Annotated in this window: 19 protein-coding genes, 1 tRNA gene and 2 pseudogenes; 6 read left to right on the top strand and 16 right to left on the bottom strand. The window is 62.6% G+C overall.

What is annotated here, in order from left to right:
- The first annotated feature begins 2 nt into the window (after window positions 1-2).
- On the top strand, window positions 3-1,166 hold the full coding sequence (locus tag HU767_RS10810) for a type III PLP-dependent enzyme (protein ID WP_186706001.1): 1,164 nt from the start codon (window positions 3-5) through the stop codon (window positions 1,164-1,166).
- 457 nt (window positions 1,167-1,623) lie between these two features.
- Window positions 1,624-4,149 (top strand): PepSY domain-containing protein, encoded by a 2,526-nt coding sequence (locus HU767_RS10815; RefSeq protein ID WP_186729543.1) that lies wholly within the window; start codon window positions 1,624-1,626, stop codon window positions 4,147-4,149.
- Between the two features lie 137 nt (window positions 4,150-4,286).
- On the opposite strand, the gene HU767_RS10820 is transcribed toward HU767_RS10815, so the two are convergent.
- The 5 genes and pseudogenes from HU767_RS10820 to ptsP form a co-directional block, all read right to left on the bottom strand.
- On the bottom strand, window positions 4,287-5,828 hold the full coding sequence (locus tag HU767_RS10820) for an alkaline phosphatase D family protein (protein WP_186706000.1): 1,542 nt from the start codon (window positions 5,826-5,828) through the stop codon (window positions 4,287-4,289).
- A gap of 84 nt (window positions 5,829-5,912) precedes the next feature.
- Window positions 5,913-6,002 (bottom strand): annotated as a pseudogene (locus HU767_RS29170) (metal ABC transporter ATP-binding protein); the annotation flags it as partial.
- A gap of 22 nt (window positions 6,003-6,024) precedes the next feature.
- Window positions 6,025-7,770, bottom strand: coding sequence for a PTS fructose-like transporter subunit IIB (locus tag HU767_RS10825; protein ID WP_186729515.1), 1,746 nt, complete (start codon window positions 7,768-7,770; stop codon window positions 6,025-6,027).
- 13 nt (window positions 7,771-7,783) lie between these two features.
- Complete coding sequence (gene pfkB / locus HU767_RS10830) at window positions 7,784-8,725, bottom strand: 1-phosphofructokinase (protein ID WP_186705998.1); 942 nt, start codon at window positions 8,723-8,725, stop codon at window positions 7,784-7,786.
- Window positions 8,725-11,589: a phosphoenolpyruvate--protein phosphotransferase gene (gene ptsP, locus HU767_RS10835; RefSeq protein WP_186705997.1), complete on the bottom strand. Its 2,865-nt coding sequence runs from the start codon at window positions 11,587-11,589 to the stop codon at window positions 8,725-8,727. The genes pfkB and ptsP overlap by 1 nt, the downstream gene beginning before the upstream one ends.
- Window positions 11,590-11,877: 288 nt before the next feature.
- Here ptsP and cra point away from each other — a divergent pair, with 288 nt between their 5' ends.
- Together cra and HU767_RS10845 are read left to right on the top strand one after the other, a co-directional pair.
- Window positions 11,878-12,873, top strand: coding sequence for a catabolite repressor/activator (gene cra, locus HU767_RS10840; protein WP_186729516.1), 996 nt, complete (start codon window positions 11,878-11,880; stop codon window positions 12,871-12,873).
- A gap of 20 nt (window positions 12,874-12,893) precedes the next feature.
- A complete protein-coding gene (locus HU767_RS10845; RefSeq protein ID WP_186729517.1) occupies window positions 12,894-13,670 on the top strand; it encodes a TatD family hydrolase in 777 nt (258 codons plus the stop codon).
- Between the two features lie 6 nt (window positions 13,671-13,676).
- Here the strand turns inward: HU767_RS10845 and HU767_RS29175 are convergent.
- The 5 genes and pseudogenes from HU767_RS29175 to HU767_RS10865 form a co-directional block, all read right to left on the bottom strand.
- Window positions 13,677-13,784, bottom strand: a pseudogene (locus tag HU767_RS29175) (metal ABC transporter ATP-binding protein); the annotation flags it as partial.
- Between the two features lie 2 nt (window positions 13,785-13,786).
- Window positions 13,787-15,817, bottom strand: coding sequence for a methyl-accepting chemotaxis protein (locus HU767_RS10850; RefSeq protein WP_186729518.1), 2,031 nt, complete (start codon window positions 15,815-15,817; stop codon window positions 13,787-13,789).
- 302 nt (window positions 15,818-16,119) lie between these two features.
- Window positions 16,120-16,956, bottom strand: coding sequence for a regulatory signaling modulator protein AmpE (ampE, locus tag HU767_RS10855; RefSeq protein ID WP_186705993.1), 837 nt, complete (start codon window positions 16,954-16,956; stop codon window positions 16,120-16,122).
- Window positions 16,953-17,513, bottom strand: a complete 561-nt coding sequence (gene ampD, locus HU767_RS10860; RefSeq protein ID WP_186729519.1) for a 1,6-anhydro-N-acetylmuramyl-L-alanine amidase AmpD — start codon at window positions 17,511-17,513, stop codon at window positions 16,953-16,955. Before ampD ends, ampE begins: the two co-directional genes overlap by 4 nt.
- A gap of 64 nt (window positions 17,514-17,577) precedes the next feature.
- The gene (locus HU767_RS10865; RefSeq protein ID WP_186705991.1) at window positions 17,578-19,791 is read right to left on the bottom strand and encodes a DUF1631 domain-containing protein; all 2,214 of its coding nucleotides are present in this window, start codon (window positions 19,789-19,791) and stop codon (window positions 17,578-17,580) included.
- A 225-nt stretch (window positions 19,792-20,016) separates the two neighbouring features.
- Here HU767_RS10865 and nadC point away from each other — a divergent pair, with 225 nt between their 5' ends.
- Window positions 20,017-20,865, top strand: coding sequence for a carboxylating nicotinate-nucleotide diphosphorylase (nadC, locus tag HU767_RS10870; protein ID WP_186705990.1), 849 nt, complete (start codon window positions 20,017-20,019; stop codon window positions 20,863-20,865).
- 152 nt (window positions 20,866-21,017) lie between these two features.
- On the opposite strand, the gene HU767_RS10875 is transcribed toward nadC, so the two are convergent.
- Window positions 21,018-21,323, bottom strand: a complete 306-nt coding sequence (locus HU767_RS10875; protein ID WP_186729520.1) for a DUF6388 family protein — start codon at window positions 21,321-21,323, stop codon at window positions 21,018-21,020.
- A gap of 304 nt (window positions 21,324-21,627) precedes the next feature.
- On the opposite strand from HU767_RS10875, the gene HU767_RS10880 reads away from it, so the two are divergent.
- A complete protein-coding gene (locus HU767_RS10880) occupies window positions 21,628-22,176 on the top strand; it encodes a hypothetical protein (protein WP_186729521.1) in 549 nt (182 codons plus the stop codon).
- A gap of 10 nt (window positions 22,177-22,186) precedes the next feature.
- Here the strand turns inward: HU767_RS10880 and HU767_RS10885 are convergent.
- The 5 genes from HU767_RS10885 to rbfA all read right to left on the bottom strand — a co-directional run bounded on the left by HU767_RS10885 (window position 22,187) and on the right by rbfA (window position 26,423).
- Window positions 22,187-22,262 (bottom strand) — tRNA-Thr (locus HU767_RS10885).
- 125 nt (window positions 22,263-22,387) lie between these two features.
- On the bottom strand, window positions 22,388-24,493 hold the full coding sequence (gene pnp, locus HU767_RS10890; protein ID WP_186729522.1) for a polyribonucleotide nucleotidyltransferase: 2,106 nt from the start codon (window positions 24,491-24,493) through the stop codon (window positions 22,388-22,390).
- Window positions 24,494-24,688: 195 nt separating this feature from the next.
- Window positions 24,689-24,958: a 30S ribosomal protein S15 gene (rpsO, locus tag HU767_RS10895; RefSeq protein ID WP_011332409.1), complete on the bottom strand. Its 270-nt coding sequence runs from the start codon at window positions 24,956-24,958 to the stop codon at window positions 24,689-24,691.
- A gap of 142 nt (window positions 24,959-25,100) precedes the next feature.
- The gene (truB, locus tag HU767_RS10900; protein ID WP_186705987.1) at window positions 25,101-26,018 is read right to left on the bottom strand and encodes a tRNA pseudouridine(55) synthase TruB; all 918 of its coding nucleotides are present in this window, start codon (window positions 26,016-26,018) and stop codon (window positions 25,101-25,103) included.
- Window positions 26,019-26,021: 3 nt separating this feature from the next.
- Window positions 26,022-26,423: a 30S ribosome-binding factor RbfA gene (rbfA, locus tag HU767_RS10905; protein WP_053118363.1), complete on the bottom strand. Its 402-nt coding sequence runs from the start codon at window positions 26,421-26,423 to the stop codon at window positions 26,022-26,024.
- Between the last annotated feature and the right edge of the window lie 139 nt (window positions 26,424-26,562).

The raw sequence follows: 26,562 nt of genomic DNA on the forward strand, positions 1-26,562 counted from the left end.
GTATGTCGATCCAGGTCGAAGATTATTTCGCGCGCGAAACTTTCCAGAAAATGAAAGCGTTCGCCGACAAGCAGGAAACCCCGTTCGTGGTGATCGACACCGCGATGATCTCCCAGGCCTATGACGACCTGCGCGCCGGTTTCGAGTTCGCCAAGGTCTACTACGCCGTCAAGGCCAACCCGGCGGTGGAAATCATCGACCTGCTCAAGGGGAAAGGCTCGAACTTCGACATCGCCTCGATCTATGAGCTGGACAAGGTCATGAGCCGTGGCGTCGGCCCGGAGCAGATCAGCTACGGCAACACCATCAAGAAATCCAAGGACATTCGCTACTTCTACGAGAAGGGTGTACGCCTGTACGCCACCGACTCCGAAGCCGACCTGCGCAACATCGCCAAGGCCGCGCCGGGCTCGAAGGTCTATGTGCGGATTCTCACCGAAGGCTCGACCACCGCTGACTGGCCGTTGTCGCGCAAGTTCGGCTGCCAGACCGACATGGCCATGGACCTGCTGATCCTGGCCCGCGACCTGGGCCTGGTGCCGTACGGCATTTCGTTCCACGTCGGCTCGCAACAGCGCGACATCAGCGTCTGGGACGCGGCCATCGCCAAGGTCAAGGTGATCTTCGAGCGTTTGAAAGAAGAAGACGGCATCGTCCTGAAGCTGATCAACATGGGTGGCGGCTTTCCGGCCAACTACATCACCCGCACCAACAGCCTGGAAACCTACGCCGAGGAAATCATCCGCTTCCTGAAGGAAGACTTCGGTGACGACCTGCCGGAAATCATCCTGGAGCCGGGCCGTTCGTTGATCGCCAACGCCGGTATCCTGGTCAGCGAAGTGGTGCTGGTGGCGCGCAAGTCCCGTACCGCTGTCGAGCGTTGGGTGTACACGGATGTGGGCAAGTTCTCCGGCCTGATCGAAACCATGGACGAAGCCATCAAGTTCCCGATCTGGACCGAGAAGAAAGGCGAGATGGAAGAAGTGGTCATCGCTGGCCCGACTTGCGACAGCGCCGACATCATGTATGAGAACTACAAGTACGGGTTGCCGTTGAACCTGGCCATTGGTGATCGCCTGTATTGGCTGTCGACCGGGGCCTATACCACCAGCTATAGCGCGGTGGAATTCAATGGCTTTCCGCCGCTGAAATCGTTTTACGTGTGATGTGCTTGGGCGTTTGAGCTCGTAGCGCTTGCCCTGTTGCGTAATAAAAAACGGCGCTTTTCAGAAATGGAAGGCGCCGTTTTTTTTCCGGTCGCACTCCGCTCCAATCGTGGGAGCGAGCCTGCTCGCGAAGGCGATCTCCCAGTCGGCGAAGATGTTGGATGTACCGGCCTCTTCGCGAGCAGGCTCGCTCCCACAGGGGGGGATTGGGTGCACATGGGTTTTGTGTCTGCTGAAAATCCAATGTGGGAGCGAGCTTGCTCGCGAATGCGGTGTTCCAGTCGGCGAAGATGTTGGATGTACCGGCCTCTTCGCGAGCAGGCTCGCTCCCACAGGATTTCGTCGCCTGCCCGTTCATGCAAATGATCGAGGCTTTTAGGTGTGTTTATGAATGCTTCTCGATAACACACGGCATAATGCACGCCGTGATGAACAGTAAATGAACAAGGCAGGCGACGTGTTGAAGAAAACCCTGTTCCAGTTGCACTGGTTTTTCGGCATCAGTGCCGGGCTGGTCCTGGCGTTGATGGGCGTTACCGGGGCGGTGGTGTCGTTCCAGGATGAAATCCTGCGGGCCTTGAACCCGCAGGTGCTGACGGTGGCGAAACAGCCGGCCGGCGTCCTGCCGCCCGCCGAACTGGTGGAACAGATCGAAGCCGCCGCCGGTAAGACCGTCGCCATGCTCTGGGTCGAGACCGACAGCGGCAACGCCGCACGGGTGATCTTCGCCGCGCCCCCCGGGGAAAAGCGCGGCGCCATGCGCTATTTCAACCCCTACACCGCACAGTTCATGGGTGAGGTGACCGGCCAGGATTTCTTCGGCCTGATGCTCAGGCTGCACCGCGTCCTGACCCTGGACGACGTGGGTCGGCAGATCACCGGCGCCTGCACGCTGATCCTGGTGTTCTTCTGCCTGTCCGGGTTGTACCTGCGCTGGCCGCGCCAGTGGAAAAACTGGCGCGCCTGGCTGACCCTCGATTGGCGAAAAAAAGGCCGCGGCTTCAATTGGGACCTGCACTCGGTGGCGGGCACCTGGTGCCTGGTGTTCTATTTGCTGGCGGCACTCACCGGACTGACCTGGTCCTACGAGTGGTACAACAAAGGCGTGACCCGCCTGCTCTCCGATTCGCCGGAAGAGGAACGGGTGCGCAATCGCGGCCCTGCGCCGAGCGGTCCGCTTCCCATGGCTGATTACCGGGCGATGTGGAGCAGCATCTACAGCGCCGCCGGCCCGGGCCTGTCCGCCTACAACGTGCGCATGCCGCCGGTGGCCGGGCAACCGGCGACCGTGTTCTATCTGCTGGAAAGTTCGCCCCACGACCGGGCACTGAACCAGCTCATCCTCGACCCGGCCACTGGCGTCGTCAGCCGGCACAGCCGCTACAGCGACAAGAGCCTCAAGGCACAGTTGCTCACCAGCGTCTATGCCCTGCATATCGGTAGCTATTTCGGCTTGGTCGGGCGGATCCTGGTCACCGTGGCCGCGCTGACCATGCCGCTGTTCTTCATCACCGGCTGGTTGCTGTACCTGGACCGTCGCCGCAAGCAGCGCCAGGCCAGAAACGCCCGCCAGGCCCTGAGCGCCAACCCGACCGATGCGCCGGCCTGGCTGATCGGTTTCGCCAGCCAAAGCGGTTTCGCCGAGCGACTGGCCTGGCAGACCGCCGGCCAACTCCAGGCCGCCGGCTTGCCCGTGAACGTCCAGCCACTGGCCGGTGTGCGTGAGCAAGACCTGAACAACGCCACCCACGCGCTGTTTGTCGTCAGCACCTTCGGCGACGGCGAAGGCCCGGACAGCGCCCGCGGCTTCGAACGCAAGGTCTTGGGCCAAGCCTTGAGCCTGGAGCGCCTGCAGTATTCGGTGCTGGGCCTGGGCGACCGTCAATATGAACATTTCTGCGGCTTCGCCCGGCGACTGCACGCCTGGCTGGCGGAACACGGCGGCAAGACCCTGTTCGCGCCGGTGGAAGTCGACAGTGGCGACCCTTACGCCCTGCGTCACTGGCAACAACAACTGGCCGAACTGACCGGACACGCGCCCGCGCAGACCTGGCAGGCCCCCCGCTTCGAAAACTGGACGCTGAGCCAACGCACCCTGCTCAACCCCGACAGCAGCGGCTCGGGCGTGTACCTGCTAGGCCTCACCGCTCCCGGGCCGAGCAGTTGGCTGGCCGGTGACCTGGTGGAAATCCTGCCGCGCAATGACCTGTCGGCCATCGAACATTTCCTCGATGGCCTCGGCCTCGCCGGCCACGCGCGCGTGCAGGTCGATGACCTGTCCCAGAGCCTCGACCAGGCCCTGGCGACCCGCCAGTTGCCGGAAAACCGCGCCCATCTGGTCGGCCTGCATGCCCAGGCCCTGGTGGATGCGCTGGCACCGCTGGCGATACGCGAATATTCCATCGCCTCGATCCCGGCCGACGGCGTGCTGGAGCTGATCGTGCGCCAGGAACGCCACCCCGACGGCAGCCTGGGCGTCGGTTCCGGCTGGTTGACCGAGCACGCAGCGCTGGGCAGCGCCATCAGCCTGCGACTGCGCCGCAACAGCAGCTTCCACCTACCGGCCCAGGGCGTGCCGATGATCCTGCTGGGCAACGGCACCGGCCTGGCGGGTCTGCGCAGCCTGCTCAAGGCCCGCGTCACCGAAGGCATGCAGCGCAACTGGCTGCTGTTTGGCGAGCGCAATCGCGAGCACGATTTCCACTGCCGTGATGAGCTGCAGGAATGGGTGACCTCCGGCGACCTGGAACGCCTGGACCTGGCGTTCTCCCGGGATCAGAAGCAGAAGATCTACGTCCAGGACCGCCTGCTGGAATCGGCCGCGCTGCTCAAGCAATGGCTGGCCGACGGTGCGGTGATCTATGTCTGCGGCAGCCTGCAGGGCATGGCCTCCGGCGTGGACCACGTGCTCAACAGCGTGCTGGGGCGCGAGGCCGTGGAACGGCTGATCGAGCAGGGGCGGTATCGGCGGGATGTTTACTGACAAACTTCAAGAACACACAACATCCTGTGGGAGCGGGCTTGCTCGCGAAGGCGGCGTGTCAGACAACACGTCTGCCAACTGACACACCGCCTTCGCGAGCAAGCCCGCTCCCACAGGGGAACTCTGTGATCCTTGGTTCACACCGGCTGCAACTTCTTCTCGAACACCGCCACGCCCTCCAGATCCCGCAACACCACGCCCATTTCCCCGCTCTGCCCGTCGATGTTCACCTCGCCAAAGAACTGATACCCGGCGAATGGCGAAGTGTTCTGGGTCGCAGGGGCTTTCTGGAACACCACCTCCGGGCCGAAGGTCTTGTCCAGGGCGTTGGGCCCGAAGCTGCCGGCGTTCAATGGCCCGGCGACGAACTCCCAGAACGGTTCGAAATCCTGGAACGCGGCCTGTTCAGGGTGGTAGTGATGGGCGGCGCAATAGTGAACGTCGGCGGTGAGCCAGACATAGTTGCGCACCTGATGCTTGCGCAGGTAACCGAGCAGTTCGGCGATTTCCACTTCGCGCCCTTGGGCCGCGCCCGGGTCACCATTGGCGACCGCTTCCCAGCGTGGCACGCCGGGGCTGACCTCGCCGTCCGGCACACCGAGGCCGATGGGCATGTCGGCGGCGATGACTTTCCACTGGGCCCGGGACTGCTTCAACTCGCGCTTGAGCCAATTCAACTGCTCACGCCCCAGGAACGGTTTGGCCGCGCCGAGGTTGGCGTCGTTGGCTTCGCGGTAGCTGCGCATGTCCAGCACGAACACATCCAGCAGCGGCCCGTAACCGAGCTTGCGGTAGATGCGTCCGCCGCCGTCGGCCTTCTGCCGGCGCATCGGCGCGTATTCCAGCCAGGCCTGGCGCGCACGGCCCACGAGGCTGTGGATATCCTTGGTCTGGTAGCGCTCGTCCAGTTGCTTGCCCGGCGACCAGTTGTTGACCACCTCATGGTCGTCCCACTGCCAGATTTGCGGCACCTCGGCGTTGAAACGGCGGACGTTTTCGTCCATCAGGTTGTAACGATAGTTGCCACGATATTCATCCAGGGTTTCGGCGACCTTGCTCTTGGCTTCGGTGGTGAGGTTGCGCCAGATGCGACCGCCCTCCGTGGTCACCTGCGCGGGCACCGGGCCGTCGGCGTAGATGGTGTCGCCACTGTGGATAAAGAAATCCGGCAGGCGCAGGCGCATGGCTTCGTAGATGCGCATGCCGCCGATGTCCGGGTTGATGCCGAAACCCTGGCCGACCGTGTCACCGCTCCAGACAAACCGGATGTCGCGCTTGAACTGCGGCACGCTGCGCAGGTGGCCGAGCCAGGGTTCGCTGGCGACGCCGCTCTGGGCATCTTCGAAATGCACCCGGTAGAAAATCGCCTGGTCGCGGGGCAGCCCGGTGAGTTCGACCCGAGCGGTGAAATCGCTGCGGGCATCGACCATGGGTGAGACGAAGCGGCGGGGATTGCTGAACTTGCTGCGGGTGTCCCATTCCACCACCATCCGCGCCGGACGGTCGCTGCGGCTCCAGATCATCGCCCGGTCGCCCTGCAAATCGCCGGACTGCACGCCTTCGGTCAGCACCGGCCGGTCCTTGACCGAAGCGATCACCGCCGGGGCTAGCCCGGGCAGCAATAAACCAGCGCCTACGGCTTGCATCACACGGCGACGGCCCAGGTCGAATTCGCTCATGGTGTTCTCCCTTGAAATGGGAAAACTTAAGCATGGGAGTGTGAAGTGGGTGTGACAGGAATTTCATGCCCCCCCCAAAAGCCACTGTGGGAGCGGGCTTGCTCGCGAAAGCGGTGTGTCAGTCAACGAAAATGTTGTCTGACACGCCGCTTTCGCGAGCAAGCCCGCTCCCACAGGTAGGGTGGTGTAACTTAAATCAGGCCTTGGCCGGCTCCAACGCCATCTCTACCACCTCAGGCCGCTTGAGCAGCGCATACGCCACCGCCGTCAGCAGGCTCCCCGCCACGATCGCCAGCAGGTACAACAGCGCATGGTTGATGGCGTTGGGGATCAGCATCACGAACAGGCCGCCGTGGGGGGCCATGAGCTTGCAGCCGAAGTACATCGACAGCGCACCGGTCAGCGCGCCGCCGGCGATGCTGGCCGGGATCACCCGCAGCGGATCCTTGGCCGCGAACGGGATCGCACCTTCGGAGATAAAGCACAGCCCCAGCACCAGCGCCGCTTTACCGGCCTCGCGTTCGGTCTGGGCGAATTTGCGCCGGGCGATGAAGGTGGCGATGCCCAGGCCAATGGGCGGCACCATGCCAGCAGCCATGGCCGCGGCCATCGGTGCATAACTCTGGGACGCCAGCAGCCCCACGGAAAATGCATAGGCGGCCTTGTTGATCGGCCCGCCGAGGTCGACGCACATCATCGCCCCCAGCAACACGCCCAACAGGATCGCATTGGTGGTGCCCATGCTGTCAAGGAAGTGGGTCAGGGCTTCGAGCATGCCCGCCACCGGTTTGCCGACGATGTAGATCATCACGAGGCCGGTGAACAGGCTCGCCAGCAGCGGAATGATCAGGATCGGCTTGAGCGCTTCCAGGCTCTGGGGCAAGCGCGCGTAGCGGTTGATCGCCTTGGCCGCGTAGCCGGCCAGGAACCCGGCGATGATCCCGCCAATGAAGCCGGCGCCGAGGGTGCTCGCCAGCATCCCGCCGATCATGCCCGGGGCCAGGCCCGGACGGTCGGCGATGGAATAGGCGATGTAGCCGGCCAGCAGCGGCACCATCAATTTGAACGCGGTTTCGCCGCCGATTTGCATCAGCGCCGCCGCCAGGGTTCCAGGTTCCTTGAAGGCCTCGATGCCGAACACGAACGACAAAGCGATCATCAAACCACCGGCCACCACCATCGGCAGCATGAACGATACGCCTGTCAGCAAGTGCTTATAGGCACCCCTTTTTTCCGCTTTCGCCGGCCCCGAAGCGGCGCCACTCGCCCCACTTTCCTGGCGGCCTTCGGCCAAGGCTTTTTTCAACGTGGCTTCGGCCTGTTTCAAGGCAATGCCGGTGCCACAACGATAAATTTTCTTGCCGGCAAAACGTTCGGTGGCGACTTCGATATCGGTCGCCAGCAGTACCACATCGGCCTCGGCGATCGCCTCGGGGCTCAACGGATTGCGCGCGCCCACCGAGCCCTGGGTTTCGATCTTCAGGTCGTAACCCAAGCGCGCCGCCGCCTGCTGCAAGGCTTCGGCGGCCATGAAAGTGTGGGCCACGCCAGTCGGGCAAGCCGTGATCGCCACCAGGCGTGGAGCGCGCTCGGTCGGAGTCGCCGGTTCTTGCGCGAACACGTCGGCCTCGCCCAGGACCTCAGCTTCTTCGGCGCCACGACGCAGCACCGCATCAACGTCCTGGAGGGCCAGGGCCGGCGTGCTGCGAAACACCCGCTTGCCAACGAACCGCGACAGGTCCACGGGGCCGCTGGCGACCAGCAACACCCACTCGGCCGCTTCGAGGGTCGTGGCCGACAACTGGCGCTCCGGATGGGCCGCGTCATGGACTTCGACACTGGTGCTCCAACCCTGGCGCTGCGCCGCGGCGTCCAGCAGGCGGGCGCACAACACACTGGTAACCATGCCGTTCGGGCAGGCCGTCACAATGGCTAATTTCATCTTGCGAACCCTCTTATTGTTCTGTCAGGGGGCGCACGCGCACACCCTGTTCAAGCGACGCCAGCAACGCGGTGTCGTGGATGCCAAAACCGATCTGCGTGACGGCCATGGCAGCGATGGCCGTGGCGGTGCGCAGCGTCTGCTCCGGGGTGTCGGCACTGAGCAGGCCGTGCAGCATGCCCGCCAGCAGCGAATCGCCGGCGCCCACGGTGCTGGCAACCGTCACCTTGGGTGGCGACGCATGCAGCGCCGAACCGACACTGAACCAGTTCACGCCATCGGCTCCGTGGGAAATCACCACATGTTCGACACCCTGGGCATGCAGGCGCTGCGCCGCTTGCGCCTGGGCCGCTTCGCTGACCACCTCGCAACCCAGCGCATCGGCCAGCTCCTCGGTGTTCGGCTTGATCAGCCACGGCCCCGCCGCCAGGGCGACGCGCAAGGCTTCGCCGCTGGTGTCGAGGGCCACGTTCAGGCCGAGTTTTTTCAGGCGCAGGATCAGCGCCTGCAACCACTGTGGGCTGACGCCCCGGGGCAGGCTGCCGGCCACCACAACCACATCGTGGCCGGGAGCGATTTGCTCAAGGCGCGCCAGCAACGCTTGCTGCGCGGCTTCGTCGACCATCGGCCCCGGGCCATTGAGGTCGGTGATACGTCCGTCCTGCTCGGCCAGCTTGATGTTGCTGCGAGTCTCGCCAGGGACACGGATAAAGGCATCGACAAAACCACGCTGGGCAAACAGCGTCTCGAACACTTGGGCATTGTCTTCGCCCAAAAAACCACTGACCGTCAGCGTATGGCCAAGATCGGCCAACACCTGGGCCACGTTCACGCCCTTGCCGGCGGCGTGGGCATGCATGCCGTCGCTGCGGTTGACCTGGCCCGGCTCCAGGCGCGCCAACTCCACCGTGAGGTCGAGCGCCGGGTTGAGGGTCAGGGTAAGAATCTTCGCCATTACAGCGCCTCCACTAATGCGCGCACGTCATCGGCGCTGCCCACGGCCAAAGCCTCTTGGGCCAGGGTTTGTACTTGCGCCAGGCTCAATTCGCGGACCCGCGCCTTGACCTCGGCAATGCTGCGGGCCGAGACACTCAGTTCGTCCACACCCAGGCCCACCAGCACCGGCACCGCCAGCGGATCGGCCGCCAGCTCGCCACACACTCCGACCCATTTGCCATGGGCATGGGCGGCGCGCACGGTGATGTCGATCAGTTGCAGCACGGCCGGGTGCAAGCCATCGGCCTGGGCCGACAGCGTCGGGTGACCACGGTCGATCGCCAGGGTGTATTGCGTCAGGTCGTTGGTGCCGACGCTGAAGAAGTCGACTTCCTTGGCGAGCACCGGCGCCAGCAACGCGGCGGACGGCACTTCGATCATGATCCCCAGTTGCAGGTCTGCCACGGGGATTTCCCGGCGCAGGCGCTCGGTCATGTCCCGGGCCTGGCGCCACTCATCGACGCTGCCCACCATCGGGAACATGATCCGCAGCGGACGGCTGTCCGCCGAGCGCAACAAGGCCCGCAGTTGCGCTTCCATGACCTGCGGGCGCTGCAATGTCAGGCGGATCCCACGCACGCCGAGGAACGGGTTTTCTTCTTTCGCGATCGGCCAGTACGGCAGCGGCTTATCGCCGCCCACATCGAGCGTGCGCACCACCAGCGGCCGACCGGCCAGGCCATCGAGCACTTTACGGTATTCGGCTTCCTGGGTCGCTTCGTCCGGCGCCTGGGTGTGAGCCATGAAGATCAGTTCGGTGCGCAACAGGCCAATGCCTTCGGCGCCCTGCTCCACCGCGCTGGCGACGCCGGCGCTTTCGCCAATGTTGGCGAACACTTCCACGGCATGACCGTCACGGGTCACCGCCGGTTCGTGACGCTGCTCGGCGGCGATCTTGAGACGCTGTTCGCGGGTGTCGCGTTCTTCCTTGGCGCGCTGCAAAGTGGCGGCGTCAGGGTCCACGTGCAGGCGACCGCGTTGGCCATCCAGCAGCAACGATGTGCCCGGCGCCAGCAGCAACACCGCCGCACCGGCGCCCACCAGCGCCGGAATGCCCAGGGCGCGGGCGACAATGGCGCTGTGGGCGGTGGCGCCACCACGGGCGGTGAGGATCCCCGCCACGCGAGCCGGGTCCAGACGGGCGACATCGGACGGGCCGACTTCGTCCATCACCAGGATGTAGGGTTGTTCGGGTTCAGCCGGGGTTTCGATGCCGCACAGCTGCGCCAGCACTCGACGGCCAACGTCCCGCAGGTCGGCGGCACGTTCGGCCAGCAAGGCGTCCTGCAAGGCTTCCTGCTCTTTGGCGGCGGCTTCGATCACGCCCATCCACGCCGCTTGCGCACTCTCGCCCAGCTTCAAGCGGGTGTCGACTTCGTCGGTCAGTTCCGGGTCGTCGAGCATTTCCTGGTGGGTGATGAAAATCTCCCGGATGGCCTTGGCCTTGGCGCGTTCGATCAAACCTTGGATATCGCGGCGCACCTGGTTCAGGGCGTTTTGCAGGCGCTCGCGCTCGATGGCTGCCGACTCACCGCGCATCGGATAATCGATGGCCTGCAACACTTGGATGTGGGCCGGGCCGATAGCGATGCCCGGGGCGGCGGCGACGGCCTGGATCAGGCTGCCGGCTTCGGGCGCCAACATGACGGTCGCGACTTCGGCCATTGCGGTTTCCCGCGGCGCACTCGGCGGCGGCAGCGGTTCGACTTCTTCGCCCAGGCCTTCTTCGATGGCCGCCAGCAGCGCCGGCAAGGCATCGGCGGCAATGCTCGGTTCGGCGATGAATTCCAGGACCTGGCCGCGACGGGCGCCCAGGCTCAGCAACTTGCTCAGGCTCTTGGCCGACACGGCGCTGTCCTGGCCGTCGACGATGCGCACGCGGATCTCGCCTTCGAAGCTTTTCGCCAATTGGGCGAGGATCTTCGCCGGACGTGCATGCAGACCATGGGCATTGGCCAGGCCGATGCGCGCGCTGGGCCAGTCGGCGGGTAATTCACCGCCGAGCACTTCCAGCACTTTGCGGCTGCTGGTGGCGCGGCCCAATTCGTGGCCGCGGCCTTCGATCAGCAGGGCGCAAAGCCTTTCCAGCAAAGCCTGGTGGGCCTCGCCGAGGCTGGCGAGGCAGAACAGACCGCTCAACGGTTGGCCCAGGTAACGGATGGGTTTGTCCGGGGTAACGAACGCCAGGCCCGGGCGCTTGACGGTCTGTTCGCTGTGCAGCCACCACAAGCCATCGCCCAGGGGCAGCGCATCGACTTGCTGCAACACGCCGGCAAAGCCGTTGCTCACGCAGTCGGCCTGGCGCAACAACCGAGCGCCGCGCCATACCAGTTCTTCAAAATCGTCAGCCGACACACCGAGGCCGATCATCTGCGCATCCAGGGCCAATTCCTGGGGCGCGCCTTGCAGCAGCTTCAGCAAGGCTTCGGCGGAACCGGCACGGCGCAGGGCCTGGCCCAGGTCCGTCTCGCCGAGGGCGCGGGTCAGCAGTTGCAGCAGGCGCAGGTGTTCGTCGGACTTGGCGGCGATGCCGATGGCCAGGTAGACAATCTGGCCGTCGCCCCAGTCCACGCCTTCGGGGAATTGCAGCAGACGCACGCCGGTGGAGTAGACCAGGTCGCGGGTCTGCGGGGTGCCGTGGGGGATGGCAATACCTTGGCCAAGAAAGGTCGAACCCTGGGCTTCGCGAGCCTGCAAGCCGGCGAGGTAACCCTCGGCTACCAGGCCATCGGCCACCAGTTTGTCGGCGAGCAATTGCAGTGCAGCGTCTTTATCCACAGCCGTCTGCGCCATGGATATCTGCTCTAGAGTGAGCTCGAGCATGCTTTCTCCTTTTTGGCGTCCGGTTGGCGCCAGGTATTGTTTTGAATGAATCAGCTTAGCGTTGCAGGACAGCTTTTGGCGGTATCGCGGCAGAGCGGCCAAAAATTCTGCTAGCCTTGAAAATACGCTTGCTGAAACGTTTAATCTAGAAAGATTGGCACGTTACTCGATAATCTCTCATCCTTGAAGTGCAACTTGTCGTAAGCGCTTGGACGGTGACCGTCAGCTTGAATCGGGTAGGATGGCCCTTATCGTCGGGGCTAACTCGAAAAAACAAGGAAAACCGGGTTGAAACTCAGTGATATTGCCCAACTGGCCGGTGTGTCCGTGACCACCGCCAGTTATGTGATCAACGGCAAGGCCGAACAGCAACGCATCAGCAGCGCCACCGTCGAACGGGTGCGGGCGGTGGTCGAGGAACACGGCTTCACGCCCAACCCCCAGGCCGCCGGACTGCGCAGCCGGCACACCCGGACCCTGGGCTTCATCCTGCCAGACCTGGAGAACCCCAGTTACGCCCGCATCGCCAAGTTGCTGGAACAAGGCGCACGGGCGCGGGGCTATCAGTTGCTGATCGCCAGTTCCGACGATGCACCTGAGAGTGAACGGCAACTGTTGCAACTGTTCCGTGCCCGGCGCTGCGATGCGTTGATCGTCGCCAGTTGCCTGCCGGCCGGCGACGACAGCTACCAGCAGTTGCAGGCCAAGGGCATTCCGATCATCGCCATCGACCGGGTGATGGAACCGGCGCATTTCTGCTCAGTGATCAGCGACGACCGCCAGGCCAGCCTGCACCTGACCCGCAGCCTGCTGGAGACCCACCCTCGGCAAATCGCCTTGATCAGCGCCCGTCCCGAGCTGAGCATCAGCCAGGAACGGGCCGCGGGCTTTCGCGAGGCCTTGGCCGGGTTCGAGGGCCAGGTGTTGATCGAACACGGCGAGTCGTTCAGCCGTGAGTGCGGCCGCCAGTTGATGGAGGAAATGCTCGCGCGCCTGGGGCATCTGCCGGATGCGTTGATCACGACGTCCTACGTGCTGCTGCAAGGGGTGTTCGACGCCCTGCACGATTTCCCGCTCAAGGCGCGTCCGCTGCGCCTGGGCACGTTCGGTGACACGCAGTTGCTGGACTTCCTGCCGCTGCCGGTCAATGCCATGTCCCAGCAACATCAATTGATCGCCGACAAGGCCCTGGAACTGGCCCTGGCGGCCATCGAAAACGATGATTACCAGCCAGGCGTGCAGGCCATCGCGCGGACGTTCAAGCAGCGGATCCACCAGGGCTGACGTTTCTTCAGGATTGATGCATGGAGTTGATCGACACCCACACCCACCTGGACTTTCCAGACTTTGACGCGGATCGCCCGGCCCTGCTGGCCGAAAGCCGCGCCTTGGGCGTGCGGCAAATGGTGGTACTGGGCGTGTACCGGGACAATTGGCAGCGGGTCTGGGAGCTGGTGCAAGGCGACCCGGACCTGCATGCCGCCTTGGGCCTGCACCCGGTGTACCTCGATCAGCACCAACCCGACGACGTGTCGCTGTTGCGCGAATGGCTGGGTCGCCTGGCCGGGCACCGGCAATTGTGTGCCGTGGGGGAAATCGGCCTGGATTACTACATCCCCACCCTGGACCGCGAACGCCAGCAGACGCTGTTTGAAGCACAGTTGCAACTGGCCGTGGAGTTCGAACTGCCGGCGCTGATCCACGTGCGCCGCAGCCATGCCGACGTGATCGCGACCCTCAAGCGGATGGGCCCTTCACGCGCGGGCATCATCCACGCCTTCGCCGGCAGTTTTGAAGAGGCCCGCGAATACCTCAAGCTCGGCTTCAAACTCGGCCTCGGCGGCGCCGCGACCTGGCCCCAGGCCCTGCGCATGCACCGGGTGCTGGCGAAACTGCCGCTGGAGGCGGTGGTGCTGGAAACCGACTCACCAGACATGGCCCCGGCGATGTTTCCCGGACAACGCAACAGCCCGGCGCATTTGCCGGCGATTTGCGAGGCATTGGCGGGGATCATGGGGGTCAGCCCGGAGCGACTGGCCGAGGCCAGCACAGCCAATGCCCGCAAACTGTTCAACTGGTGATTCCTCCTGTGGGAGCGGGCTTGCTCGCGAAAGCGGAGTGTCAGATAACCTGTTTGTCGATTGATACACCGCTTTCGCGAGCAAGCCCGCTCCCACATTGGATCGGCGACCGATAGCTACACCCGAAACGCATTGATCAACTGCTTGAGCTGCACCACTTGGGCGGACAACGCACGGCTGGCGTCTTCGGTCTGGTGGGCGCCTTCGGCGGTGCGTTCGCCGGCGCGGTTGATCTCGACGATGTTCTGGTCGATGTCATGGGCCACGGCCGTCTGCTGTTCCACAGCGGCGGCGATCTGCTGGTTCTGGTCGACGATCATGCCGACCGCACCGAGGATATTTTCCAAGGCCTGCTGGACCTTTTCCGACTGGCCGACGGTGCCGCTGGCCATCTCGTGGCTAGTGCCCATCGCCTTGACGGCGGCACCGACACCGCCGTGCAGGCGGGTGATCATCGCTTCGATTTCTTCGGTCGATTGCTGGGTCCGCTTGGCCAGGGTCCGGACTTCATCGGCCACCACGGCAAAACCACGCCCCTGCTCACCGGCTCGGGCGGCTTCGATGGCGGCATTGAGGGCCAGCAGGTTGGTCTGTTCGGCGATGCTCTTGATCACATCCAGCACGCGGCTGATGGCCTGGCTGTCGGTCGCCAGTTGATTGATCACCTGCACCGACTGGTCAATCTCGCTGGCCAAGCGGGCGATGCTGCCCTGCTGGGACTCCACCAGCCCGCGCCCGCTGAGGGTTTCGTCGTTCACGCTGTGGGCGCTGCTCACCGCGGCGGCGGCACTGCGGGCCACTTCCTGGGCCGTGGCCGACATCTGGTTCATCGCCGTGGCCACCAGTTCGATCTGGCTGCGCTGGCCAGCGACAGCCTGGTTGCTCCGGGCCGATACCGTTTCCACCTGCCCGGCCTGGCGTTCGACTTCCGCGACGGTGCGACCGACCTGTTCGATCAGGTCGTGGATCTTCGCCACCGTACCGTTGAACACTTCACCCAATTCGCCCAGTTCATCCTGGCTGCGGGCGACGAAATTGACCGTCATGTCCCCCGCCGCCACCTTATCCATCATCTGGCCCAGGTGTTGGAGGGTGGTGCGGGTCGACGCGTAGAAGCCGGCGTACAGGTAGAAAATCAACAGGAACACCGCCATCAGCGCCACGGCTTGCAGCACCATATGGCTGCGATTCTGCTCCAGGCGCTGTTGCAACTGCACACCGAGAAAATCCTGGGTCGCTTCGTTCAATTGATAGGTCTGCGCCATCAAGCCGCTGACCTGATCAAAGAATGCCGGCCACGGCGCATCGAGGGTGTCGGCCATCACCACCTGTTCCTCGATCAGTTCCGAGGCTTTTTTCAGGGTGCCTTTGCTGCCGTCGACCTGGGTGGCAAGGGCTTGCCCAGCCGCTTTGCTGGAACCGAGGGCGTCCTGCAGTTTCAAGTCGTACTCACCCTGGAGCTTTTCGATCTGCCCCAGCAACTCGTCGAAGCGGGTGCTCGACGCCGAATTGAGAAACCCCAGCCCCAACGAGGACGCACCCAGCGCCCGGCCTTCGCCGAGGATCTGGGTGACCTTGGGGGTGGTGCCGATGATCAGTTCGCTGAGCTGGCGGATGTCGCTCTGGTTGTCGCGGCTCAGCCCCGCCTGGCTGGCGATGATCTGGCTGAACATCTGGGCGCTGTTGAGCAATTTGCCGATCAACGCACTTTTGCTCTGCAGGGAGCTTTCAGCTTGCTGGGCCTTGAAAGCGCCGATCATCTCGTCGCGCTTGGCCTCGAAGGCACTGACCTGCTCGGGCTCGATGGCCATGGCGGTCATGCCTTGCAGACGCGTGAGGACCTGTTGTTCCAGGCTACCGATTTTCGCCTCCACATCACCGGCCTTGCCGGACTGGCCCAGGCTGGCATTGATCTGCACCAGGTTGTTGAGGGTTTCCAGGTCCCGGCGCAGGGCCAGGCTGCTGCCCAGCAGGTCGAGGCTTTGCAGCTCCACCTGGGTGCCCTGGAATTCCCGATAGGAATCACGCACCAGAAAGAAGTTGGTCACCAGCATGGGCAGCAGGAACAGCACGCTGATCAGGCTGAACTTCATGCCGAAGCTCAGGCGGTTCATCAGCGCGACGGCGGGCCAGAGCAAACTCTTCACTAGGAAGTCTCCCGGTAGTGTTCTTATTGTTATGAGCGCGCGCACGGAGACAGCAGAAAGCCACTATTCGGGCGCTGTCCCTGTATAGCCTAAATCGGCGGGGAGATTTGTAACTTAAGGTTAACGAGAGAGATTGGCCACGGCAGCACTGTGGCGAGGGAGCTTGCTCCCGCTGGCCCGCGAAGCTGGCCCCCGGGTTCCTTCAGGAAGATCGCTTTGTCCGGGTTTGCGGCTGCTGCGCAGCCGAGCGGGAGCAAGCTCCCTCGCCACAAAAAGCGCTTATATACAACCTTGTACGTTGATCAGGCCAACACCGTCCACAACGCAAACCCGGCATACCAGAGCACCGCCGCACGCAGCAGCAATTCCCATAGGCGATCCAGGCTGTTGATGCCGTCCGGCCCGGCGACGGGCTTGGGGATCTCGCCAGCCACCAGGCCAACCTTGTCGATGAGGTCGGCGGCGCTGATGTTCCAGTTCAACAGTTCATGCAACATGACCCGGCTGACCGCAACAAAATTGCCCACCAGGGCGAAGCTCGCCGCCAGCAACCGCACCGGCACCCAATCGAAGGCATGGCGCATTTGCGCGGCCCGCTCGGCGACGCCGGGGTTCTGGCTGTGCTCGGCAGCCAGCGCCAGCAATCGATAGCTCAAGGCCGCGACCGGGCCCAACACGAAGTACCAGAAAATCACCGCGAAAAAGCTCTGGTAGGCCTGCCACAACAAATGGCCCTGGACTCGCTCCAGTAACTGCTCACCGTCATCGGCTTCAATGTCCAGGTCGCGCTTGGCCACATGAGCCGCCGCTTGCAGGTCTTCCCGCCGCCAGGCGTCGCGAAACGGCCCAAGAGCAGCCAGCAAATCACCGCGCCCCAGGCTATAAATCACCACCAGCAAGTGCACCGGCAGCGCCAGCAAACCGTAGGCCACTGGCTCCAGCACCCACAAAAGCAACGCCAGCAGGGCCACGGGCAGCAGGACCATCGCCGTCAACACCAGCCAAGGCCGGTTGACCCACCGTGGGCTCGCCTCGAGTTTGTTCAGCTCGCGCAGCCAACCGCCGTCGCGCTGGACCCGCAGGCGCAAGGCCGAGAACTTCTCGATCCAGACGGCCAGCAGCAACACCAGAAAACTCATTGTCCTTCCCCTTCTGTCAGGGCCGCGCGATAGCGCGCCCAGTCGAATGCCGGTCCCGGATCGGTCTTGCGCCCTGGAGCGATGTCGCTGTGCCCGCAGATACGCTGCACGGTGATCGCCCTGAACGCCGCTTGCAACTGCCGGGTCAGGTCCACCAATGCGACATATTGCGCGTCGGTGAATGGCAGATCATCCGTGCCCTCCAACTCGATGCCCAGGGAAAAATCGTTACAGGTCTCACGCCCCTCGAAGCACGAGACGCCCGCATGCCACGCGCGATCCAGACAAGAGACAAACTGGGTCACGCTGCCGTCACGTTCGATCAGGAAATGTGCGGAGACGCGCAAGTCGGCGATACCGGCAAAGTAGGGATGTTCCGTGACATCCAGACGATTCTGGAAGAATTCCTGCACCTTGCCCGTGGCGAATTGTGCCGGTGGCAGGCTGATGTTGTGGATCACCAGCAGGGAGATTTCGCCTTCCGGGCGCGCATTGAAGTTGGGCGACGGGCAATGACGCACCCCCTCGCACCAACCGCTCGCGGAGTCCAACTGCATACAGGTTCCTTCGATGACGACGGTGAATGCCGTCAGTATGCCGTGATCGGGCCGGGCTGCGCGATCACTTGCCGCGATTGAGCTGGCGCAGATTGCCCAGCACCGACTCCAGCGCCCGGTCGAACAACAGGGTGTCGTCCAACAGCCGCGCCGCGCCCCGGCGGAACTCCAGGGCCAGGCTGGTGCGGCTGTGCTCCAGCACCTTGAGGCCAGTGCGATTGACGAAGACGTATTTGCCGGTGGCCTCGATGATCGCCGCCAGCTTGCAACGCAGGGAATTGTCCTCGTCCTCCTGGAACTCGACCCAGCTCCCCAGATGCAGTTGGTCGACCTGCAGCAGGCCGACGTCATCCGCCGGCAAATGCACCGCCACGCTCTCCCCCGCCGACTTTTGCGGCGCACGCAAAACAATTCTTTCCGACACCTCGACCATGGCCGGCGAATCGAGCGACTGGACCTGTTCCGTTGCCTGGCCCACGCGTTCGAGCGCCTGCACATGGAGGACTTCCAGCTCACTGAAAAACTCGCTGGTGGCGAATGGGTCGAACGCCGAACGGCTGAGGCCTTCACGCAGGGCCTTGAGCAGTTCCGGCACCATCGCCAGCAGACGCAGGCCCGCATCGGGCTCGTCGTGAGGCTCGACGCTCCAGATCAATTGCTCCAGGGTCAGGACGTCAGCCTGCCACTCGGCGGAATACTTGCCGTGCTTGAAACAGGTCAGCAACAACACCTGGCTCCAGGCCTGCTGCACGAACTCCACCACCGCTTGTGGCAAGACTTTGCCCAGCATCACCTGGTTCAGCGCCCCTTCGACACGCTGGCGCGCCAGTTCGGCCTTGGCCCGCCCCTCTTCGGCGTCGCGGATACGCTGCTCAAGCAACTCGCTGCGGCGCCGCTCGTCACTGGTGAAGGCGAGGAAATCGGCGAGCAGTTCGGAGAAAATCGCCGGGTCATCGACGAAGTCATTCAGCAAGCGCTGCACGACCTGCTCGATGCGCAAGTACAGGCTGTCACGCTGATGATCGTCGCAATCGCCCCACCCCATGGCCGCGGCCGCGATTTCGTTGAGCAGTCGCCGGGCCGGATGGTTACCGCGGCTGAAAAAGCTCTTGTCCTGCACCGCGACCTTGAGCATCGGGATTTGCAGGCGACCGATCAGGGCCTTGAAGGAATCTGGCAGGTTATGGTCGTCGAGGATGAATTCGAACATCATCGAGATCAGGTTGATCACATCTTCATCCGCGCCGTCGACCACCCGGGACTTGCCACTCCTGACGCTGACCCGGGTCAGCAGTTGTTCGAGCTGGCTACGCAGGTCGAACTCGTCCTGCACGGCAGGCGCCGGCACGTATTGCTGCAAATGCGAGAGCAGCCGCAGCAGGTCACGGGTAGAAATTGGCTGGGGCGGCACACTGGGTTCCAGGGTCGGCGCCACGCTGCCGCGCACTTGCATCAATAGCTTCTGCAAGGCGGCGAACACTTCCTGCACGCTGTCGTCAACTTCGGCATCGCTGGGTTTGGCGGCGATTTCGGCGTTGGGCCTGGGGTTATCCTCGGGGCGATCCGAGACCCGACGCGCCGGCGTCACCTTGAGCTCCGGCAGGATCCCCGTGGCCGCCAGCAACTGGTTAGCCTCGGTATAAAGTTGGTCGCACTCGCTGAGCACATAACGCTCGAACAGTTTGAGCAGGATCAGCTTGACCTTGATGCCCACGCCCAGGTTGCGCCCGGCCTGCAAGAACTTTTCGCACAGCAGTGCCGGGCTCAGGGGATTGTGCTGATTGCCCAGCGGTCGAGCCAGCAGCACACCGAGCCGGGCCGTCAGTTGCTCCAGCGCCACGCCATCGCGCCTGAGCACCCGAGCGACCATGGCCTCGACCGCCAACTGCCGCTCCAGGTCGTCCTGGGAGCGCCGGGGTTGACCGTCCGACGCCAGGGTAGGCGCCAAGGTGGCGTGGGTCAGGTCGTACTGGGCCAGGTTGACGAAGGTCTCGAAGAACTGCTCGATGAATTCCCGCTCGATGCTTTTGCGCTTCAGGCGCAGGTCCCGCATGGCCTCGAAGTACAGGTTCTGCTCGACGTCATCGCGCGCCCGGTCGGCCATTTCGAACAAGGTGTCGTCAGCGTTATCGAACAGCCCCTGCAAGCCCAGGCGCAACTGCTGGGCGGCCTTGTCGCGAACCTGAAGCAGAATCACAGGCAGGCGGGCGAGCGGCGAGCGAGTCGCCTGATCGGTAGACACCTTGTGCAAAGGCACTACATTCCCGTCGTTGTGCATCCTGGCCTCCTGAAACGGTTCTTCGGCTCATGACGTCAAAGCTATGGCGTCAATCGAAAGGCGGATTATGGGTAAAAGAACCCCGCCGCACCAGCGGTACTCTGTGACGCAGCTCGAAATACGGCGCAACTAGTGACCGAGGAAATGAGGAAATGTTGCGAGGACGCGACCAAATGCAGGTTTCGACACCCTATAATCCAGGCCACTTTGTTTGTGGAGCCCGTTATGCCGAATCTACGCCTCGCCGACCTGACCGCCGAAATCGAAGCCAACGTGCGCCGCGCGTTGCTTGAAGACGTCGGCAGCGGCGACATCACCGCGCAACTGATCCCCGCCGAACGCCTGGCCAAGGCCACCATCATCACCCGCGATGCGGCGATCATCAGTGGCACGGCCTGGGTCGATGCCGTGTTCCGGCAGCTGGATCCGCGTGTCGCGGTGCATTGGCAAGTGCGCGATGGCGACCGGGTCAGCCCCGACCAGGTGCTGTTCCATCTGGAAGGCCCGGCCCGCTCGCTTTTGACCGGCGAACGCAGCGCGCTGAACTTCCTGCAGATGCTGTCGGGCGTCGCCACCCGGGCCCGCTACCTGGCCGACTTTGTCGCCGGCACCCAAGTGAAGTTGCTGGACACTCGCAAGACCCTGCCCGGGCTGCGCCTGGCCCAGAAATACGCAGTCACCTGCGGCGGCTGCCATAACCACCGCATCGGCCTGTACGATGCCTTCCTGATCAAGGAAAACCACATCGCCGCTTGCGGCGGGATCGCCCAGGCCATCGCCGCCGCCCATAAGATCGCACCGGGCAAACCGGTGGAAGTCGAAGTGGAAAGCCTGGCGGAATTGAAAGAAGCGCTGACGGCCGGTGCCGACATCATCATGCTCGACGAACTGAGCCTGGACGACATGCGCGAAGCCGTACGCCTCAATGGCGGCAAGGCGAAACTGGAGGCCAGCGGCGGCATCAACGAAAGCACGTTGCGCCCGATAGCCGAGACCGGGGTGGACTACATCTCGATCGGGGCGATGACCAAGGATGTGAAGGCGGTGGATCTGTCGATGCGACTGAGCCTCTGACAGGCTGACGCCGGGCAATCAGAAACGAAGATAGTCCATGGCGAGGGAGCTTGCTCCCGCTGGGCCGCGAAGCGGCCCCCTCTTTTTGGGGCTGCTGCGCAACCCAGCGGGAGCAAGCTCCCTCGCCACAGTGTCGCTCTTACCGCGTGTTCTCAGACCACCAGATTATTCATCTCGCAGTATTCTTCCCATTCCACACCCAACACCTCGGCCGCTTCCTTGTGCAATGCAAGGCGCTGCACCTCGAACTCTTCAGGCGTGCTGGTGTACTTGAGCGTCAACTCCCAGGGTTGCAGCCCCTGGGCTTCGGCCTCGTCCTCGAATGCCCATTGGATCTGGTCTTTCTGATCGTCGGCGGACAAGTCCTTGATCTCTTCCAGCAACTGGGGCGCATCCAGCACATATTTCTTCAGTGCTTCTTCGTGCCTGGCTTCCTGGGACAATGCTTTAACAGTCATGGCGTTCTCGTTGATCTGGGGAATGGAAGATGGATCTGGATCATCAAGGATCTCTCTGACGCAGGAAGCCGTTAGAAGCCCGGTTCACCTGGCCTTCAGAACCATTCGTGGATCATCTGAAAACTGCTGGGCGGTGCTCATGCAGGCAGTGAATATAGGATGTTTTGCCAACGATTTACACGGCTCTTTACATCTACCCCACAAAAAACCATGTGCATACGAAGCTAAGGGGACTAGGGAACATCTGTCAGAACAACCAGTCATAGCAATGTGCTATTCCGGCATCTCACAAGGAACCCCAGTGATGCGCAGCTTTTCGAAACGTTCGTCGACCCGTCTTGCTACCGCGACCTTGCTGCTCGGCAGCCTGACCTTGGCCGGCGTTGCCCAAGCGGCGGTTGAAGTCTCCTCCGATGGTCCCTCTGACCACGACGCCATTCCTGCACTTCATTACAACCAATTCGATAAGTACGTACTCGTAAAGACCAATGTCAGCGCCAGCGCCTTGGAAAACCTGCCAAAAGCCGTAAAGAACAATGCCGACGAACTGGAAAACCAGAAACGCACCCTCAGCGACCAGGCCCGCCAGATCGAAGAACTCAAGCGCAACAGCGGGTCCAGCTCCACCTCCAGCAGCAAGGAGATCGACGAGCTCAAGCGCACCATCAAGGAACAGGAAAGCGATCTGAAGGATCTTGGCAAGCAGGTGGAAGAACTCAAGCGCAATAGCGGCTCCAGTTCGAGTTCGAGCAACAGCGAGATTTCGTCCCTGAAACGGGAACTCAGCGATCAGGACAACGAGATGGAGCAGCTCAAACGCACGGTCGAGGAGCTGAGCAGGAAGGTGAAATAACGAGGGGAGATGGTGCCCGAGACAGGAATCGAACCTGCGACCTTCGCGTTACGAGTGCGCTGCTCTACCGGCTGAGCTACACGGGCGGTGGCTAAAACTAGCACCGTCCCCCGTAGCCAGGCAACCTGCCTGGCGGTGATTTTCACCACACAGCAAAACGCCCCGAACCAGTCGGGGCGTTTGCTTGTTCAGCAGCTAAGCGAGGGGGTGATTAAACGCCCGATGCCTTGGCTGCCGCGACGTCCTTGATGGACAGCTTGATACGGCCGCGGTTGTCCACGTCCAGTACCAGCACTTCCACTTCCTGGCCTTCCTTCAGGATGTCGGTCACTTTCTCGACGCGAGCATCGCTCAGCATGGAGATGTGAACCAGACCGTCCTTGCCCGGCAGGATGTTGACGAACGCGCCGAAGTCGACGATGCGTTCAACCTTGCCGACGTAGATCTTGCCGATCTCGGCTTCCGCGGTGATGCCCAGGACGCGCTGGCGTGCTGCTTCTGCCGCTTCCTTGGTTTCGCCGAAGATCTTGATCGAACCGTCGTCTTCGATGTCGATCGAAGCCTTGGTTTCTTCGCAGATCGCACGGATGGTCGCGCCGCCTTTACCGATGACATCACGGATCTTGTCGGTGTCGATTTTCATCGCAATCATGGTCGGAGCATTTTCCGACAGCTCGGTACGGGACTGACCGATGATCTGGTTCATCTGACCGAGGATATTCAGGCGCGCTTCCAGGGCTTGGCCCAGGGCGATTTCCATGATTTCTTCGGTGATGCCCTTGATCTTGATGTCCATCTGCAGTGCGGTGACGCCTTTGGCGGTACCGGCCACCTTGAAGTCCATGTCGCCCAGGTGGTCTTCGTCACCCAGGATGTCGGTCAGGACGGCGAACTTGTCGCCTTCTTTAACCAGACCCATGGCGATACCCGCAACCGGTGCCTTCATCGGCACACCAGCGTCCATCAGGGCCAGGGAAGCGCCGCAGACCGAAGCCATCGAGCTCGAACCGTTGGACTCGGTGATTTCCGACACCACGCGAATGGTGTACGGGAACACGTCAGCGGCTGGCAGCATGGCCTGGACCGAACGACGGGCCAGACGGCCGTGACCGATTTCGCGACGACCGGCGCCACCCATGCGACCACACTCGCCCACCGAGAACGGAGGGAAGTTGTAGTGCAGCATGAACGGGTCTTTCTTTTCGCCTTCCAGGGTGTCCAGCAGTTGCGCGTCACGGGCGGTGCCCAGTGTTGCAACGACCAGCGCCTGGGTCTCGCCACGGGTGAACAGGGCCGAACCGTGGGTCTTTGGCAGGACGCCGACTTCGATGTTCAACGGACGAACGGTGCGGGTGTCGCGACCGTCGATACGCGGCTTGCCGTTTACGATGTTTTCGCGAACGGTGCGGTATTCGATTTCACCGAAAGCAGCCTTGACGTCGCTGGCCGATGGCTGGCCTTCTTCGCCGGAGAACTTGGCAACGACCTGGTCTTTCAGCTCGCCCAGGCGTGCGTAGCGGTCGGCCTTGATGGTGATGGTGTAGGCCTGGGAGATCGCGTCGCCGAACTCGGCACGGATCGCGCCCAGCAGCTCGGTGGCTTCTGGCTGTGGTGCCCAGGTCCAGGTTGGCTTGGCGGCTTCTGCGGCCAGTTCCTTGACGGCGTTGATCACCACCTGGAACTCGTCGTGGGCGAACAGCACGGCGCCCAGCATCTGGTCTTCGGTCAGTTCCTTGGCTTCGGATTCAACCATCAGCACGGCTTCGGAAGTACCGGCCACGACCATGTCCAGGCTCGACGCCTTCAACTGCTCGTAAGTCGGGTTCAGCAGGTAGCCGGTGCTTTCGTGGAACGCAACGCGGGCAGCGCCGATCGGGCCATCGAAAGGAATACCGGAGATAGCCAGGGCAGCCGAGGTACCGATCATCGCAGCGATGTCCGGATCGGTTTTCTTGCTGGTGGACACGACGGTGCAGACAACCTGCACTTCGTTCATGAAACCTTCTGGAAACAGCGGACGGATCGGACGGTCGATCAGTCGGGAAGTCAGGGTTTCCTTCTCGGAAGGACGGCCTTCGCGCTTGAAGAAACCGCCAGGGATCTTACCGGCAGCGTAAGTCTTTTCCTGGTAGTGAACAGACAGAGGGAAGAAGCCCTTGCCTGGATCGGCTTGCTTGGCACCGACAACGGTCACCAATACGCTGACGTCGTCGTCAACGGTGACCAGCACTGCGCCGGAGGCCTGACGGGCGATACGGCCAGTCTCGAGGGTAACGGTCGACTGACCGAACTGGAATTTTTTGATTACCGGGTTCACGGTGTCCTACCTTCTTTGTGGCTCTTGGGGAACTTGTCTTCTTGCGAAATTCTTGGGCAATGACGGGAATCGGCCCGACGCCTGTCCAGGGTAAAACGTGTATCCAGATAAAACTTGAGGCTGGGAGCCTGCCATGCGCCAGCGGGAAACCCCACTGACGTACGACAGACCACCAACCTCTTGCGCAATCGCTGATTAGCGACGCAGACCCAGGCGAGCGATCAGAGCGCTGTAACGGCTCACGTCCTTGCCTTTCAGGTAGTCCAGCAGCTTGCGACGCTGGTTTACCATGCGGATCAGACCACGACGGGAGTGGTGATCTTTACCGTTGGCCTTGAAGTGACCTTGCAGTTTGTTGATGTTGGCGGTCAGCAGTGCAACTTGCACTTCTGGCGAACCAGTGTCACCAACAGCTTGCTGGTAGTCAGCTACGATTTGAGCTTTTTCTTGAACGTCGAGAGCCATGAGGCAATCCTTTTAGTCAGGAAACTGTTCCGAGGAACAGCTTCAACAGGCCAGGGACAAATCCCTGTATCTATAAATGAGTAGTGACCGTGCCTGTTAACAGCCACACTCGCCAACCCGCTGTTACGCAGGCTGGTTCCGGTCATTCCGACCGAATCAGCCGACGCGGCGCAATGCGCCCGTCTTCGCTCACTTCACCGATACCGATGAAGCGACCGTTATGATCCTGTACCCGGACCATGCCGAACTTCGGCGCATCCGGGGCGCGTACCGGCTGGCCGTTGAGCCAGTAGAACGCGCTGTGTTCCGAGAACTGCAAGAGCGGCCAATCCAGCAGGCCGCTGTCCGATGGCATCAGGAAACGGTCGACCGCTTCGTTGCCGCCTTCGGCATGCACCGCTTCAAGCTCTTCCAGCGTGACCGTCTGGGCCAACGTGAAAGGCCCGGCCTGGGTCCGTCGCAATTCTGCCACGTACGCGCCACAGCCGAGCTGCTCGCCAATATCCTCCACCAGGGTGCGGATATAGGTGCCCTTGCTGCAATCCACGGCCAGCCGCGCAGTATTACCGTCAAAGGCCAGCAATTCCAAGCGCGCAATAGTAACAGAACGCGGTTCACGCTCCACTACTTCGCCTGCACGAGCCAGTTTATACAGCGGCTGGCCATCACGCTTCAGAGCCGAGTACATCGGCGGTATCTGACTGATTTGCCCGCGAAATTTCGGCAACACCGCTTCGACATCCGTCTGACCAACGGTCACCGGGCGCTCCAGCAAAACTTCACCCTCGGCGTCCGCCGTGGTAGTCGTCTTGCCCAGTTGCGCCAGGGTTTCGTAACCCTTGTCGGAATCGAGCAGGTACTGGGAGAACTTGGTCGCCTCGCCAAAGCACAGTGGCAGCACGCCAGTGGCCAGCGGATCGAGGCTACCGGTGTGCCCGGCCTTTTCAGCATTGAGCAACCAGCGAACCTTCTGCAACGCCGCGTTGGAGGTGAACCCCAGCGGCTTGTCGAGCAGGATGATACCGCTGACGTTACGACGGATACGTTTGACCTGAGCCACCGATTACTCCTTGGTGTCTTCAGGTTCAGCCGCAACCGGGTGCTGGCTGTCTTCCGCCACGGCGCGCTCGATCAGTGCCGACAGATGCGCACCCCGGGCGACGCTTTCGTCGTAATGGAAGTGCAACTGCGGGACGCTGCGCAGCTTCATCTCCCGAGCCAACTGCATACGCAGGAAGCCGGCGGCCGAGTTGAGCACCTTGATGCTCTGGGCGATTTCTTCGGCGCTGTCCTGGCCCATCACGGTGATGAAAATCTTGGCGTGACCGACGTCACGGCTGACTTCCACTGCGGTGATGGTGACCAGGCCGACGCGCGGGTCTTTGACTTCGCGACGGATCAGTTGGGCCAGCTCGCGCTGCATCTGATCGCCGATTCGTTGGGTACGGCTGTATTCTTTTGCCATGTCTTGTTACCTGTTACTGCCCCACGGTGAAACCCGTGAGGTCTGAAAGCGGCAAACGCCCGGCCTGGCAAAAAGCCAGACCGGGCGTTGCGTTTAGAGTCCGCCAGCCAGGCAGCGCATGTTCATGCGGCTGCCCGGC

This window comes from Pseudomonas sp. SWRI179, assembly GCF_014268705.1.
Classification (GTDB): domain Bacteria; phylum Pseudomonadota; class Gammaproteobacteria; order Pseudomonadales; family Pseudomonadaceae; genus Aquipseudomonas; species Aquipseudomonas zanjanensis.